This is a genomic window from Streptomyces sp. NPDC053474 (assembly GCF_044544845.1).
GTDB lineage: Bacteria > Actinomycetota > Actinomycetes > Streptomycetales > Streptomycetaceae > Streptomyces.
Map to the genome: position 1 here is coordinate 186872 of NZ_JBITXV010000008.1, position 14871 is coordinate 201742.

7 protein-coding genes are annotated in these 14871 nt (G+C 73.5%); 3 read left to right on the plus strand and 4 right to left on the minus strand.

The features are described 5' to 3' along the window. Window positions 1-3: 3 nt before the first annotated feature. Genes ACIG3E_RS20635 through ACIG3E_RS20645 form a run of 3 tightly spaced genes read right to left on the minus strand, consistent with a single transcriptional unit; the run spans window position 4 to window position 10710 of the window. Window positions 4-3810, minus strand: coding sequence for an SDR family NAD(P)-dependent oxidoreductase (locus ACIG3E_RS20635; RefSeq protein ID WP_399618247.1), 3807 nt, complete (start codon window positions 3808-3810; stop codon window positions 4-6). Further along, a complete protein-coding gene (locus tag ACIG3E_RS20640; protein ID WP_399618250.1) occupies window positions 3807-4586 on the minus strand; it encodes a thioesterase II family protein in 780 nt (259 codons plus the stop codon). Before ACIG3E_RS20640 ends, ACIG3E_RS20635 begins: the two co-directional genes overlap by 4 nt. A 13-nt stretch (window positions 4587-4599) precedes the next feature. Next, window positions 4600-10710: an amino acid adenylation domain-containing protein gene (locus ACIG3E_RS20645; RefSeq protein ID WP_399618252.1), complete on the minus strand. Its 6111-nt coding sequence runs from the start codon at window positions 10708-10710 to the stop codon at window positions 4600-4602. 962 nt (window positions 10711-11672) lie between these two features. On the opposite strand from ACIG3E_RS20645, the gene ACIG3E_RS20650 reads away from it, so the two are divergent. The 3 genes from ACIG3E_RS20650 to ACIG3E_RS20660 all read left to right on the plus strand — a co-directional run bounded on the left by ACIG3E_RS20650 (window position 11673) and on the right by ACIG3E_RS20660 (window position 14390). Then, window positions 11673-12407: an SDR family NAD(P)-dependent oxidoreductase gene (locus ACIG3E_RS20650; RefSeq protein ID WP_399618254.1), complete on the plus strand. Its 735-nt coding sequence runs from the start codon at window positions 11673-11675 to the stop codon at window positions 12405-12407. A 67-nt stretch (window positions 12408-12474) separates the two neighbouring features. Continuing rightward, window positions 12475-13287 carry a phytanoyl-CoA dioxygenase family protein gene (locus ACIG3E_RS20655; RefSeq protein ID WP_399618257.1) on the plus strand — a complete coding sequence of 271 codons (813 nt, stop codon included), beginning with the start codon at window positions 12475-12477 and terminating at the stop codon, window positions 13285-13287. Further along, a complete protein-coding gene (locus tag ACIG3E_RS20660; protein ID WP_399618260.1) occupies window positions 13284-14390 on the plus strand; it encodes a zinc-binding dehydrogenase in 1107 nt (368 codons plus the stop codon). Before ACIG3E_RS20655 ends, ACIG3E_RS20660 begins: the two co-directional genes overlap by 4 nt. A gap of 187 nt (window positions 14391-14577) precedes the next feature. Here the strand turns inward: ACIG3E_RS20660 and ACIG3E_RS20665 are convergent, their stop codons facing one another. After that, window positions 14578-14775: a ferredoxin gene (locus ACIG3E_RS20665; protein ID WP_399618262.1), complete on the minus strand. Its 198-nt coding sequence runs from the start codon at window positions 14773-14775 to the stop codon at window positions 14578-14580. Window positions 14776-14871: the final 96 nt, after the last annotated feature.

Sequence of the window (14871 nt, forward strand, 5' to 3'; positions counted from 1 at the left end):
GTGTCAGCCCGCCGTGTGCCGGGTGACGAACGCCGCCATGCCCTCGACGGTGGGGTGCTCGTAGAGCTCCTGCGTCGGCACCCGGACGGCGAACTCCTCGTCGACCAGGGCGAGCAGGCGCGTGGCCCGGATGGAGTTGCCGCCGAGGTCGAAGAACGAGTCGTCCCTGCCGACCTCCGGCTGGTTCAGGGCGTCCGACCACAGGGCGGCGAGCTGCCGCTCCAGGTCGGTCTCGGGGGCCGTGAAGTGGCGCTTGGGCCGGTCGGCGGCCGTGTCGGCGAGCAGCCGGGCCACGTCGACGGCGCCCGCCGCGTCCCTCGGGACCCGGTCCACGCGCACCAGGCGCACCGGCACCGGGCAGTCCTGCACGCTGGGCGCGACGGCCGCGTGCACGGCCTCCGCGTCCACGCCGTCGGCGGTGTAGGCGACGAGCAGCTCACCGATCCGCAACTGTTCCGGAACCAGTTCGTCCACGATCGCCGGATTCCCCAGGTCGAGGCCGACGATCAGGTAGTGGTGCGGGGTCACGATGCTTTCGGTGAACAGCCGCAGACCGTCAGAGGCGTTGATGGAACGGAAGCCCCGGCTGCGCGCGGGCGCATCGGACTGGTTCTGGTTCATGCCGATGCCCGACCACATGCTCCAGGCCAGACAATGCACGGTGCGACGGCGCTCGTGATGCCAGTGGTCCGCAAATCCGACGAGGAAGCCATTGGCCGCCGAATACGCGCCGAAGGAATGGCCGCCGAATTCTCCGTTCACGGAGCCGAAGAGCACGAGCGAGGCGTCGGGCCGGGTGAGGAGCACCCGCGCCACCGCGAGGGTGCCCGCGACCTTGGCCCCGTACTGGGCGGCGTACGTCTCCTCGGACTCGGCCGCCACGGTGTGCTGTTCGAGGTCGGCCCACTGCCCCGTGGGGTTGGCCCCCGCCAGGTGCAGCGCGCCGTCGAGCGGGCGCCCCCAGCGGGCCTCGGCCGCGGCGACCGCCGCTTCGAGGGCGGCCTCGTCGGTGATGTCGAGCTGCTCGTACACGACGCTGCCGAGCGCGGAGAGCTCGGCGAGCCGGGCCGCCTTCTCGCCCTCGGCGGGCGACCTGCCGACGAGCAGCAGACGCGCTCCGTAGGCGGCGGCGAGATAGCCCGCGATCTCGTGGCCGATGCCGCCGAGGCCGCCGGTGACCAGGTAGAGGCCGCCCGCGACCAGCGGGGCCGCGGTCGGCACCGCGTCGTCGGCGAGCGGGGCCACCTGCGGCTTGAAGCGGCGGCCCGCGCGCACGGCGATGGTGCCCGTGCTCGTGGTGTCGGCGAGTTCGGTGCGCACGGCCGCCTGCCAGGCGCCGGGGTCGGCGGGCAGGTCGAGCTGGCGGATCACGCTGCGGGGGTTCTCGGCGACGGCGGTCCGCACCAGGGCGGGCAGCGCGCAGGTGCCGAGGTCGACGGCGTCGCCCTCGCGCACGTACACCGAGCCCGCGGTGACAAGGAGCAGCGCCGGGTGGCCGAACGTCCCGTCGGCGAGCGCCCCGACGAGGGCGGAGAGCTCCGCCGTCGCCGCGGTGAGCCGGGCGTGCGGGTCGTCGCCGCCGGACAGCGGCGGGGCGAGGACGACGGTGGCGAGCGGGCCGTGGGCCTCGGTCACGGCCGCGAGCAGCCGCCGCAGGTCCTCTCGGTCGTCCGTCCGGGCCTCGAACCGCAGGGGCGCGCGCTCGGCGAAGCCTTCGCCGCGGCCGACGGTGATGACCGGCCCCTCGATGCCGAGGCGCGCGGCGTCGGTGTCGTCGGCGATGACGAGCCGGACCCCGGCCGCGGCGTCGGCCGCCGCCTGGGCGGGGTCGGGCAGCTCGGTCCACTGCCGCCGGAACAGCCAGGTGTCCGGCACGTCCTCGGCCGTCTCGCCGCCGATGGTCCGGTCGGCGAACGTCCCGGCGCGGAAGGCGGCGGCGAGCGCGGCCCGCTGGACCTTGCCGCTGCCGGTCTTCGGGAACTCCGCCTCGGTGACGGGCACGAGCAGGTCGGGCGCGATGCCGACCTCGCGGGGCAGCAGGGCGCGCAGCTCCTCGCTGACCTGGGCGAGCGCGTCGGCGTCCCAGCGCACCGGTACGAAGAAGACCACGAGCTGATCGGAGTCGGCGCCGGGCTCGCGCACCCCGACGGCGGCCGAGAAGGTGACCTTCACGCCCGCGGCCCGCTCCACGACGCTCTCGATCTCGTGCGCCATGTAGTTGATGCCGCGCACGATGATCTGGTCCTTCTTGCGCCCGGCGATCACGACCTCGCCGTTGTGGACGAACGCGAGGTCGCCGGTGCGGAACCAGCCGTCCTCGTCGAACGCCTCGCGGTTGGCCTCCTCGTTGGCGAAGTAGCCGTGCATCAGCGTCAGACCGCGGATGCGCAGCTCGCCGAGGCGGTTCTCGGGCAGCTCCCGGCCCGCGTCGTCGACGATGCGCAGCTGCACCCCGGGCAGGGGGCTGCCGACCGTCGAGAGGACGACCGCGGCCGGGTCGGCCGGGTCGACGTGGCGGACGGTGCCGGTCAGCGAGGCCGGGTCGATGGAGACGGTGCCCGCGCCGTGGTCGTCGCGGTGCTGCTGGGTGTACGTCACGCCGGAGCAGGTCTCGGACATGCCCCACGCCGGGCGCATGGCGTCGGCGGCGAGGCCGTGCGGGGCCAGCAGTTCGAGGAACTTGTGGCTGGTCGAGGCGATGACCGGCTCACCGCCGTTGACGATCTCGCGCAGGCACGACAGGTCCCAGGAGCGGTTGTCGCGGACCTCGTCGGCGTGCTCGTTGACCAGCGCGTAGACGAAGTTCGGCGCCCAGGTGTTCGTCACGCGGTAGCGGTCGACCCAGCCGAGCCAGAGCAGCGGGTCGCCGAGCGCGTGCTCGGTCGTGGCGTTGATGTGCAGACACCGCGCGAAGACGTCACGGACGTTGTAGAAGGCGACCGTGACGTGGTCGAACGGCATGTAGATGAGGCTGATGTCGTCGCCGGTGAGGCCGCAGTGCTGGATCACGGCGAGCGACCGGGCCACCAGGCTGGCGTGGGTGTGGTGCACGCACTTGGGCATCCCGGTGCTGCCCGAGGTGAGCAGGTTGAGCGCCGGGGAGGCGGGCGTGGCGGGGAACCAGTCGTGGTCGGGCTCGAAGGCCAGGAGGGCCGCGACGGTGCTGATGCGCACCTCGGGCTCGCCCCAGAGCTCGCGCACCCCGGCGAGCGCCTCGGCGGTGGCGTCGTCGGTGAGCAGCACGGGCCGGTCGAGCAGCTTCCAGGCGTTGTGCAGCTTGCGGTTGGTCTCGTTCTCCGCCCGGTACGTCGTGGCGACGCCGACCGGTGTCGGTACGAAGCCGCCGAGCACACAGGCCCAGAACGCGGTCAGGAAGGCCTTGTTGTCGTCGAACTGGAACAGCGCCGCGTCTCCCGGGCGCAGTCCGGCGGCGCGAAGTCCCGCGAGGACCCGCTCGGCGTCGGCGAGCAGCTCGGCGTAGCTCTGGAACACGTCGTCGTGTCCCTTGGTGAGGTAGACCGTGCCCTTGTCGGGGGCGAGCCGCGCCGCCTGGCTCAGGGCCTCCTGGAGGGTGGTCGGCGCGCCCTCGGGGATGAGCAGCGGGCCGCCGTCCAGGAGGGCGGGCGCGGCGTCCCCGAGGTCCTGCGCCGCCGGGGCGGGCGGGGCCGCCGCGGGGCGCGGGGCGGACGCCGTCCGCACGCCCTTGCGGGCCACGGCGACGGCGTCGCCGACCCCGGGCACCGTCAGGGCGGCCGCGGTGATGCGGCCGGTGATGTCGTCGAGTACGCCGAGGGCGTCCGGGCTCGTCATGCGGTCCTCCCTGCCACCGCGCCCAGCATCTTCTCGGCGATGGCCGAGACGACGATGCCGGGCGAATCGAGGAAGTAGAAATGTCCGCCCTCGTAGAAGCGGAGCGTGAATTCGGCGTTCGTCTGCTCGCGCCAGCCGTCGAGGGAGTCCTTGGGCGCCTGCGGGTCGGTCTCCCCCGCGAGGACGGTGATGGGGCAGTCGAGCGGCGCCTCGGGGGCCGTGCGGTGGCGCTCCCAGAGGCTGAAGTCGGCGCGCAGCACGGGCACCAGGGAGTCCATGACGAACTCGTCGTTCGCGATCTCCTCGTCGATGCCGCCGAGGGTCAGCATGGCGTCGCGGAACTCGTCGTCGGACAGGTCGTGCAGCTGCCGGATCCCGGTCGCGCCGGGGGCGGCCTGCGCGGACAGGAAGAGGTGCTCGGGCCCGGTCTGTCCCTTCGCGCGCAGGGCCTTGGCGAGCTCGAAGGCGAGCGCCGCGCCGCAGGAGTGGCCGAAGAAGGAGTACGACCCGCCGAGCACGGGCCGCAGCGCGTGGGTCAGCACGCTGACCAGCGGGCCGACCTCGCTGAACGGCTCCTCGGCGATGCGGTCCTGACGGCCGGGCAGCTGCACGGCGACCAGCTCGATCTCCGGCGGGAGCAGGGCCGCCCACTCGGCGTAGGCCGTCGCTCCGGCGCCCGCGTGCGGGAAGCAGATGAGCCGGTGCCTGCTCTGCGGCTGCCGGGCGCGCCAGATGTAGGGGGTCTCACCGGCGAGTTCGGGGCTCACTATGGACATGCTGGGTTTCTCCCTAGCTCATCTTGCGCAGTCGGGGGCCGCTCGCTGTGACGATCTCGTCCCAGTGGGCTGCCAGTTCGGCGATGGTCTTGTACTGGAATATCGAGCGAATGGTGAGCTCCACCCCGAGCTCGTTGCGGATGCGGCCGATGAGCCTGGTCGCGAGCAGCGAATTGCCGCCCATGGCGAAGAAGTTGTCGTCGACGCCGACGTTCTCCCGCTGGAGCACCTCGCCGAAGACCCTCAGCAGGAACTCCTCGCGCTCGCTGCCCGCCGCCCGGGCCGGGCGCGGCGCCTCGGCGGCCTCGGGCAGCCGCTTGGCGTCGAGCCGCCCGGTGGCGGTCCTGGGCAGCTCGTCCAGGACCAGGACCGCGCGGGGCACGAGCCGGTGCGGGAGGCGCTGCGCGGCCAGGGCCAGCAGCTCGTCGGGCACGATCCGGGCGCCCTCGGCGGTGACGACGTAGGCGACGGGGCCGCTGTCGTCACTGACCACGGCGGCGGCCGCCACTGCGGGGTGGCCCGAGAGGACGGCCTCCAGGGCCAGTTGACCGTCGGCCTGCTCGGTGGTGCGGCCGAGCGGCTCGTACCCGCCGTCGGCGGTGACGCGGGCCCGCAGACCGGTGCGGTAGAGCCGGGCCCCGGCCGGACCGTGGGGGTCGGCGACGAAGTGCTCGGCGGTGCGGGCCCGGTGCCGGGGGTAGCCGCGCCCGTACTCACCGGTGAGGTACAGCTCGCCGGTGCCGCCGGGGGCGGTGGGGGCGAGGGAGGGGCTGAGGACGCGGGCGCGGGTGGGGTCGGCGGCGAGCGGGTGGGTTTGCGGCGCGCCCTCGCGGATCTCGACGGCGCGGCCCGCGCCGAGCGCGAGCAGGAGCTCGACGGCGGGCGTGGCGGGGCCCGCCTCGAGGAACGCCGCGGTGTCGGAGGCGAAGCCGCGCACGCGGTGCTGGAGAGCGGCGTGGGTGACGGCGAGGGCCTGCGGCCGGGCCGCCCGGTCCGGCGCGTGGGTCAGCAGGGCCAGGCGGCCGGGCAGCGGCCGGACCTGCGGGACGGGCGCGGCGGCGTCCAGGGCGTCCAGGGGCACCCGGATGCGGGGCGCGGCGCCCCAGTCGCGGTCGTCGGTCTCCTTGTCGACGATGACGGCGCTCACCGCGGTGTCACGGACGACGGAGCCGGTCCACTCCGGGGAGTCCTCGGCGTCCAGGGGCACGGCGCAGGCGCCCGCCTTCAGGACGGCGAGCAGGGCGGCCGTGCGGTCCACCGGGTCGACGCAGGCGACGGCCACCACGGAGTCCGGCTCCACGGCGTGCCGCAGGAGTTCACCGGCGAGGCGGTCGGCCCGCTCGTCCAGCTCGCGCCGGGTCGTCACCCCGTCGGCGACGAAGGCCACGGCGTCGGGGTCCTCGGCCACCAGGCGCGCGAAGAGCTGCGGCACCAGGTCGTCGGACGCGGCCGGGGCCGCCTGCGAGGTGGCCGCGAGCGCGCCGGAGGCGGCGGCGCCCACCGCTCCGACCCTGCTGTGGGGGTCGGCGAGGAAGGCCCGCAGCACGCGGAGCAGCCGCTCCGCGACGTCGGCCGCCCCCTCCCGGTCGAACGCGCCGAGCTGGTACTGGAGCCGCAGGCGCAGCAGCGGATCCTGCTCGGCCATCACGATGAGCGGGTAGTTCGCCCCCGCGATGTTGCGGAAGGTCGGCACGGACAGACCGGCCGCGGCGCTGGCCTCGGCGATGGCAGCGTTGTCGAAGGGGTGGGACTGGACCAGGACGAGGGTGTCGAACAGCGCGTCCAGGCCGGTGGCCTCGTGGATGTCGGCGAGACCGCAGTCGTCGTGGTCGAGCAGGGCGGCCTGCGAGGCCTGGAGTTCGGTCGCCACCTGGGCGAGGGTCTTGCCCGGCGCGCAGCGCGCGCGGACCGGCACGGTGTTGATGAACAGGCCGACCGTGTCGGCCACGCCCGGCAGCGTCGGCGGGCGGCCGGAGACCGTGGCGCCGAACAGTACGTCGGTGCGGCCGGTGAGCTCGCCGAGGACGACGGCCCAGGCGGCCTGGACGACGTTGCTGGGCGTGCTGCCCGTCTCCGCGGCCCGCCGCACCAGGGCGCGGGCCTCGTCCGGCGTCAGGGCGAGGTCGAGTTCGCCGAAGCCGCTCTCGCCGCTCCCGGCCTCCTCGGGGACGAGCAGGGTCGGCTCGTCGATCCCCACCAGGGCGTCGGTGTGGGCGCGTACGGAGAGCGCGCGCTGTTCCTCGTCGCGGCGCTGGAGGTGGCCGAGGAACTCCTTGAAGGACGGCGCCTTGGCCAGCGCGGACGGGTCGGCGTACAGCCACAGCAGCTCGCGCAGCAGGATCGGCTCGGACCAGCCGTCGAAGAGCACGTGCTGGCCAGTGAGGATCACCTCGGTGCGGCCGTCCCCGACGTGCGCCAGGGTCATGCGCAGCAGCGGCGGCTCGGCGATGTCGAAGGTCGTGGTGCGGTCCTCGGTGAGGAAGGACTCGAACGCCTCCTCCGTCACGGTCACCTCGCGCCAGGGCAGGGTCACGCCCGAGACGACGAGCTGCACGAGGTCGCCGCCCGCGTCCGGTACGTAGGCGGTGCGCAGGCTCGCGTGCCGGTCCAGGAGCGCCTGGCCCGCCGCCCGCATCCGCGCGGCGTCCACCGGCCCGTCGAAGCCGAAGAGCAACTGGACCTGGTACATGTCCACGCCGCCGCCCGCCAGCTCGGTGTGGTGCAGCAGACCGGCCTGGAGGTCGGTCAGCGGCCAGACGTCGCTCAGGCCCGGGTACTGCTTCTCCCAGGTCTCGAGCTCTCCCTGGGAGACGCTGACCAGCGGCACGTCCGACGGCGTCAGGCCGCCCGCGCCGGGGGCGGCCGCGTGCCGCACCAGGGCTTCGAGCGCGGACTGCCACAGCTCGGCCAGCTCGGTGACGTCCGCCGCCGGGAGCACCCCGGCCGGGGCGCCGAAGACCGCGCCCAGGCGCGGCCCTGCCGCGGTGTCGGTGACCATCGCGTTGATGTCCACCTCGCACAGCGCGGGCATGGCCGGGTCGTGCCCGGCGTCCAGCTCGGCCAGCTCGGTGAACTCCGCGGCGTCCGCGGTCTGGGTGAAGCCCAGGCCGTGCAGCTCGTCGGGCATGTCACCGGCGGAGAAGCGGCCCAGGTAGTTGAAGCCGATCTGGCCGAGGCCGCGCGGGCGCAGGACCTCGGCGGTCTCGGGGTTGAGGTAGCGCAGGAGGCCGTAGCCCAGGCCCTTGTCGGGCAGGGCGAGCAGCTGCTCCTTGACCGCCTTGATGACGGCGCCCGCGGCCTGGCCGGAGGCGAAGGCGTCCTCGACGTCGATGCCGGACAGGTTGAGGCGGACCGGGAAGACGCTGGTGAACCAGCCCACGGTGCGCGAGAGGTCGGCGCCGGGCACCGACTCCTCCTCGCGCCCGTGCCCTTCGAGGCGCAGCAGCGTCGACGGCTCCTCGACGCCGCGCGTGCGGCGCCAGCGGACCACGGCCATCGCCAGGGCGGCGAGCAGCACGTCGTTGACCCCGCCGCGGAAGGCCGCGGGCACGGAGGTGAGGACGGCCTCGGTGGCCGCGCTCGGGAGCACCACGCGGACCTTCTCGACGGTGGCCTGTACGTCCTGCGCCGGGTCCAGGCGGCGGGCGCCGAGGACCGGGTCGGGCCCGTCGAGGATCGAGGTCCACCGGTCCAGCTCGGCCACCCGCTCCGGCCGGGCCGCCTCCTCGACCAGGGCGTGGGCCCAGCGCCGTACGGAGGTCGCGGGGGCCGCGAGGCGCGGAGTCGCGCCGTCGCGCACCTGCTTCCAGGCGGTGGCGAGGTCGGGCATCAGGATCCGCCAGGAGACGCCGTCGACGACCATGTGGTGCAGGCCGACCAGGAGGCGTCCGGGCCCGGTGGGCGGCTGGAACCACACGAACTGCGCGAGGGCGCCCGCCGCCGGGTCGAGGCGCCCGGCCAGGTCCTGGAGCTCGGTCACGAGCAGGGTCCGCCAGGACTCGCCGGACCACTGCCCGTCGCAGGAGACGGTGCGGATCAGCGGGTCCACGTCGACGGTGCCCGCCGGGGCGACGAGCAGCCCGTCGGGCAGCAGCCGCGCGCGCAGCAGGTCGTGCCGGTCGATGACGGCCGTCAGGGTCGCGGCCAGGCCCTCCCGGTCGATGTCGTGCGGCAGCTCAAGGACCACGGCCTGGAGCAGGGAGTCGAAGCCCGCGCCGTTCTCCAGGATCCAGTGCGCCACCGGCATGAGCGGCATGTGCCCCACGCCGCCGCCGTCGAGCTCGGCGAGGACGGGGCCGCTCTCGCCGGTGTCGGTGGCGGCGACGGCGGCCAGTTCGGCCACGGTCCGGTGCTCGAACACCTGCCGCGAGGTGACCAGGAGGCCGTGGGTCCTGGCCCGCGACACCACCTGGATGGACTGGATGCTGTCGCCGCCGAGGGCGAAGAAGTCGTCGTCGACGCCGACGCGTGCCTGGCCGAGGACCTCGGCGAAGACACCGGCCAGGACCTCCTCGGTCCCGGTGCGCGGCGCGCGGTAGGCGGTGCTCGTGAAGTGCGGCTCGGGCAGGGCGGCCCGGTCCAGCTTGCCGTTCGGGGTCAGGGGGAGCCGGTCGAGCACCATGAGCGCGGCCGGAACCATGAAGTCCGGAAGTCCCTTGGCGATGAACTCGCGCAGCTCGGCCGGGAGGTCCGCCGCGTCGGGCGCGGGCGCGCCGTCCTGGGTGGGCACTACATAGCCGACGAGCTGCTTGGCCGTGTCGCCGCCGCGGCCCTCGCGGGCGATCACCGCGGCGTGCGCCACCGCGGGGTGGGCGAGCAGCGCGGCCTCGATCTCGCCGAGCTCGATGCGGAAGCCGCGCACCTTCACCTGGTGGTCGGCGCGCCCCTGGTAGACGAGGTCGCCGTTCGCGTCGCGGATCACCAAGTCGCCGGTGCGGTACATCCGTTCACCGGCCGGGCCGAAGGGGCAGACCACGAACCGCTCGGCGGTGAGTCCCGGCCTGCGCAGATAGCCGCGGGCCACGCCGGGGCCCGCGATGTACAGCTCGCCGGGGACGCCGGGCTCCACGGGCCGCAGCTGCGCGTCAAGCACATAGCCCGCGAAGCTGTCAAGGGGCTGCCCGATCGGCACCTCGGCGTCCGGGTCCCGCGTGGGGTCGACCCGGTGGCTGGTGGCGAAGACGGTGGTCTCGGTCGGGCCGTAGCCGTTCACGAAGACGGTGTCGGGGCAGGCCGCCATGGCCTGGGCGACGGCCTGCGGCGAGACGCGGTCGCCGCCCACCCACACCTCGCGGAGCCCGGTCAGGCAGTGCGCGTCCTCCTCCACCAGGAGGTTGAAGAGCGCGCTGGTGATCCAGACGGCGGTGACGCCGTGCCGGGCCACCTGCTCGGCGAGCGCGGCGGGCGTGAGGTCGGGCGAGGGGTCGACGACGACCGTGCCGCCGTTGAGGAGCGGCACCCAGATCTCGTAGACGGAGGCGTCGAAGGCCAACGGCGAGTGCAGCAGCATGCGTTCCTGCGCACCGCCGCGCCAGCGCTCGTCCAGGGCGAGGGCCGTCACGTCGCGGTGGGTGACGCCGATGCCCTTGGGCCTGCCGGTCGACCCGGAGGTGTAGATCACGTACGCGAGCGACAGCGGGTGCGCGACGGCGGCGGGCGCCCCGTCGGTGGCGCCGGTCAGCTCCGCCACGTCCACGGTCGGGCAGGAGCCGGTCAGGCGCGGCGCGGAGTCCCCCGCGCTCAGCAGCAGGGCGGGGGCCGCGTCGGTCAGCATCAACTCGACGCGCTCGACGGGGTAGTCGGGGTCGAGCGGGAGATAGGCGGCGCCCGCCTTGAGCACGCCGAGGAGGGCCACGACGGACTCCGCGGACCGCGGCAGCGCGACCGCGACGAGCGACTCCGGCTGGACGCCGCGCCCGGTGAGGCCCGCGGCCAGCGCGGCGGACCTGGTGTCGAGTTGGCCGTAGGTCAGGGTCTCGTCCCCGCAGACCACGGCGGTCGCGTCCGGAGTCAGCCGGACCTGCTGGGCGAACAGCTCGAGCACCGTCGTGTCGAGGATCCGTCCGGCCGCACCGTCCCTACTCGTCAGCGGACGGTTTCGCTCCAGCGGAGCATGCACATCCATCACCCCACACAGACAAATGGATCGAAGAAGTGGTTCAGATCAAGCCGCCGCCCGCGGTGACCGGGCGGGGAAATATCCCCGGGCGTACCGCCGCCGGTGAATTCCTGACGCGCCGCCCAAGCCTCCCGGCCTGCGAACACACCCTCATGCCTGCGGCCTGCCGGGGTCAAGCAAAGAAGAGTCCCTGGCAGGGCGTTGCGCGGCGGCCCCCGTGTCCCGTCTACAGGACATCCGAATGGCGCCTGGCGAGGCCACTTCGGAGCACGGCGGACACGGACCCGAGCAGGCTTCACGGAAAGCCGCGGAAGGGCAATCCCCGGGGCTTGTCCGCGAGCATGTCCCGTACGTTTCCCCCGAGTTGCGCGGCGGGGTCGCGCGGGCATCCACGAAGGAGATCCGCCGCCATCCGCGAAGGCGAGCCGCACGCGTCCGCGAAGACAGCCGCAGGCATCCGCGAAGAACGGCGAAGGGCTTGCGCATCGGCGGCCGAGCGCTATCAGCTGTCCCCGTTCCGCGCCGCGCGGGCGGGCCCCGGCTCTCCCTCTTCGCGGCGCACGAAACCTCCGCGACGCGAACGCCAGCGATTTCCCGGACCACCCGCGCGTGATTCCCCACGGCATCGCCGCACGGCGCCCCCGTGTCCCGTGGACAGGACATCCGAGATGTCGCGAAGCGGTCTTGTCAGGCACTCTTTCCCTGCTTGACCCCGGCAGGCCGCAGGCGTGAGGGTGTGGCAGCGGGCCGGGAGGCCTGGGCGGCGCGTCTGGAATTCACCGGCGGCGGTACGCCCGGGGATATTTCCCCGCCCGGTCATCGCGGGCGGCGGCCCGATCCGAACCAGTTCTTCGATCCATTCGTCCGTGCGGGGTGAGGGACGTACGCGATCCGCCCGGGCTGCTCGACGCCGGGGCGATCCCGTGTCCGGCCGACCGCCCCGCAGCACGCACCTCTGTGGAGTTCTCATGGCGACGGCAGTGATCAGCGGCGGCACCCGGGGCATCGGACTGACGCTGAGCCTGCGGCTCAGCGCCCTGGGCCACCGGGTGATCGCCCTCTACCGGAGCGACGAGACCGCGGCCAAGGAGGCGGCCGAGGCGGGCGAGGGAAGCATCGTGCCCGTCCAGGCCGACGTCGGGCGGCCCGCGGAGATCCGCGAGGTCTGCGCGCGGATCGTCGAGGAGCACGGCGCCCCCCGGATCCTGGTGAACAACGCCGGGGTCAACCGCGACCGGTCCTTCCTGTCCCTCACCGAGGAGGACTGGGACCAGGTCGTCGCCACCAACCTCTCCGGGCCCTTCCACCTCAGCCAGGCCCTCGCACCCGCCATGATCGAGGCGGGCGGCGGCTCCATCGTCAACATCGGCGCCACCACGGCGATCCGCCCGCGGGCGAACGGCGCCAACTACTGTGCCAGCAAGGCGGGGCTGCTCCAGCTCACCAAGTGCATGGCCCTTGAACTGGCTCCGCACATCCAGGTCAACGCGCTGCTCCCCGGATTTACCGACACCCCAGAAGTCACCGAGCGCTACCGGCTCGACGAGCCGGAACGACGCGCGGCCGTCATCGACTCCATTCCACAGCAGCGGATCGGCACCCCGCAGGACATCGCCGACGCTCTCGAATTCCTTGTGACCTCGCGGTCCTCCTACATCACGGGTCAGCAACTGATCGTGGACGGCGGACACTTCATGGGGTGAATCCCCGGCGCTACCTCACGTACGCGCCCACTACGTGAATTCCCTTCGCATAAGGAGCGAAAGAAGAATGCGTCTGACTCAGGAGCAGTTGGAGCAGTACCACGAGAACGGGTTTCTGCTGCTCGATTCCCTGCTGGACGAGCGCGAGGTGGACAGCCTGCGCACCGCGTTCCAGAAGGACTGCGAGACGGCGGGACCGCACCGGATCATCGAGGACGGCGGCGAGGAGGTGCGCGCGGTCTACTCCTCCCACCTCCGCCAGCCCGAATACGCCCGCCTCATGCGTGATCCGCGGTTGCTGGTCCCCGCCCAGCAGCTGCTCCCGGACGACGTGTACGTCTACCAGTTCAAGATCAATGCCAAGCCGGCCTTCGGCGGCGACAAGTGGGCCTGGCACCAGGACTTCCTCGCCTGGCAGATCTCCGACACCCTGCCCGCCCCGCTCCAGGTGAACGTGGGCGTCTTCCTCGACGACGTCACCGAGTTCAACGGCCCCGTCATCTTCCTGCCCGGCTCGCACCGCGACGGGCTGGTGCACGAGGGGCGCAAGGCCGAGCGGAAGTCCTCGCAGCACCTGGACCCGGACGACATCTCGCTCTCGCCGCAGCAGCTGGCCGAACTCGTCGACCGGCACGGCATGGTCAGCCCGAAGGGACCGGCCGGTTCCGTGGTGCTCTTCTCCCCGGAGATCGTGCACGGCTCGGCCCCCAACATGTCCCCCTTCGCCCGCCGTCTGCTCATCGCGACGTACAACGACGTCTCGAACCTGCCGAGCTGGAGCGGCGAGCCGCGCCCCGACTACGTGGTGTGCCGCGACTCCACCCCGCTCGCCCCGCTCGACGGCACCTTCCTCGACGACCTCGAGGAGGCGGGCGTATGACCGGGCGCACCGGACGCGCGGTCGTCCTGGAGGAGTTCGGCAAGCCGCTCGCGCTGCGCGAGTACCCCCTGCCCCCGGCCCCGGAGCGCGGCATGATCGTGGCCTGTGGCTACGGCGGCATCTGCGGCACCGACCTGCATCTGCACCAGGGCCACCTGCCGATCCCGACCCCCCTCGTCCTGGGCCACGAAGGCCTCGGCGTGGTACGGGAGTTGGGCGAGGGCCTCACCCACGACGCCCTCGGCGCCGAGCTCAAGCCCGGCGACTCCGTGATGTGGGCCTCGTCCATCGCCTGCGGGACCTGTCCGCCGTGCCGGATCCACCGCGAGCCGACGCTGTGCGAGAACCGCCGTACGTACGGCGTCAACCGCTCCACCACGGCCGGGCCCGAGCTGTCCGGCTCGTGGGCCGACCACATCGTCCTGCAGGAGGGCACCACGGTCGTCAAGGCGGCCGAGGGCGTCGACCCGCTCGCCGCGATGTCGCTGGCCTGCGCGGGCCCCACCGTCGTGCACGCCCTGTACGAGCGCCGCCCCGTGCGGCTCGGTGAGGTCGTCGTCGTCCAGGGCAGCGGCCCGGTCGGCCTCGCGGCCGCGGCCTTCGCCCAGATCTCCGGCGCGGCCAAGGTCATCGTCATCGGCGGCCCGGCCGAGCGCCTGGAGGCGGCGGCACGGGCGGGCATCGGCGACGTCCACCTGAACATCGCCGACGCCGCCGACCCGGACGACATCCTGAACGAGGTGCGCGCGGCCACCGGCGGCCAGGGCGCCGACCTCGTCATCGAGTGCGCGGGCGTCCCCCAGGCCGTCGCCCAGGGTCTCTACCTGGCCCGCAGGGGCGGCACGTACCTGGTCATCGGCCAGTACACGGACGCCGGTGACACGCTGGTCAACCCGCACCAGATCGTCTACCGCCAGCTCGACGTGATCGGCTCCTGGGCCTTCACCGGAGCCCACCTCGTCGAGTACGTGCGCCTGCTGCCCACGCTCGCCGCCCGGTTCGACCTGGCGAGCCTGGTGACGGCCTTCCCGCTCGACCGGCACGCGGACGCCCTGGCCGCGGTCGGCGACGGGTCGGTGATGAAGGCGGTCCTCACGAGCTGACCCGCGCGCGCACCCGGGCGGCGCCGCCCCCGCTCGCCCGCGTGTGCGCGGGGCGCCGGACCCCCCCGCCCCACCGGGGCCGGTCCGGCGCCCCGTTCCCCCCACAAAGAGCCGTATCCCCCGGCCGCCTTCCAGCGGCCGGGGGATACGGCTCATGCGGTGCGCGCCGGGCGCGGCGGTGCCGGGGTCAGTCCTCCGTCACCGTGATCGCCTGGGCTGGGCAGGCCCTCGCGGCCTCGACCACGTCCTCCTCCAGGTCCGCGGCGGGCCGTCCCTCCAGAAGGACGACCCGGCCGGTCATCTCGTCCTGGTCGAAGACGTCGGCGGCGGTCAGGACGCACTGGCCCGCCCCGACACAGGTCTGTTCATCGACGGTGATGTGCACGTTTTCTCCGTTCGTCTCCACCGGTCCCGTCGACGGGACAGGCAAAAAGCGCGGCCGGGTTTTGTCGAAATGACGCGTCGCGCCTCGCCTATCGAG

What these genes read in the sequence shown, in the direction of transcription:
- ACIG3E_RS20645 (WP_399618252.1), bottom strand. Translation starts at nt 10,710, where the DNA reads ATGGATGTGCATGCTCCGCTGGAGCGAAACCGTCCGCTGACGAGTAGG.
- ACIG3E_RS20660 (WP_399618260.1), top strand. Translation starts at nt 13,284, where the DNA reads ATGACCGGGCGCACCGGACGCGCGGTCGTCCTGGAGGAGTTCGGCAAG.
- ACIG3E_RS20640 (WP_399618250.1), bottom strand. Translation starts at nt 4,586, where the DNA reads ATGTCCATAGTGAGCCCCGAACTCGCCGGTGAGACCCCCTACATCTGG.
- ACIG3E_RS20655 (WP_399618257.1), top strand. Translation starts at nt 12,475, where the DNA reads ATGCGTCTGACTCAGGAGCAGTTGGAGCAGTACCACGAGAACGGGTTT.
- ACIG3E_RS20635 (WP_399618247.1), bottom strand. Translation starts at nt 3,810, where the DNA reads ATGACGAGCCCGGACGCCCTCGGCGTACTCGACGACATCACCGGCCGC.
- ACIG3E_RS20650 (WP_399618254.1), top strand. Translation starts at nt 11,673, where the DNA reads ATGGCGACGGCAGTGATCAGCGGCGGCACCCGGGGCATCGGACTGACG.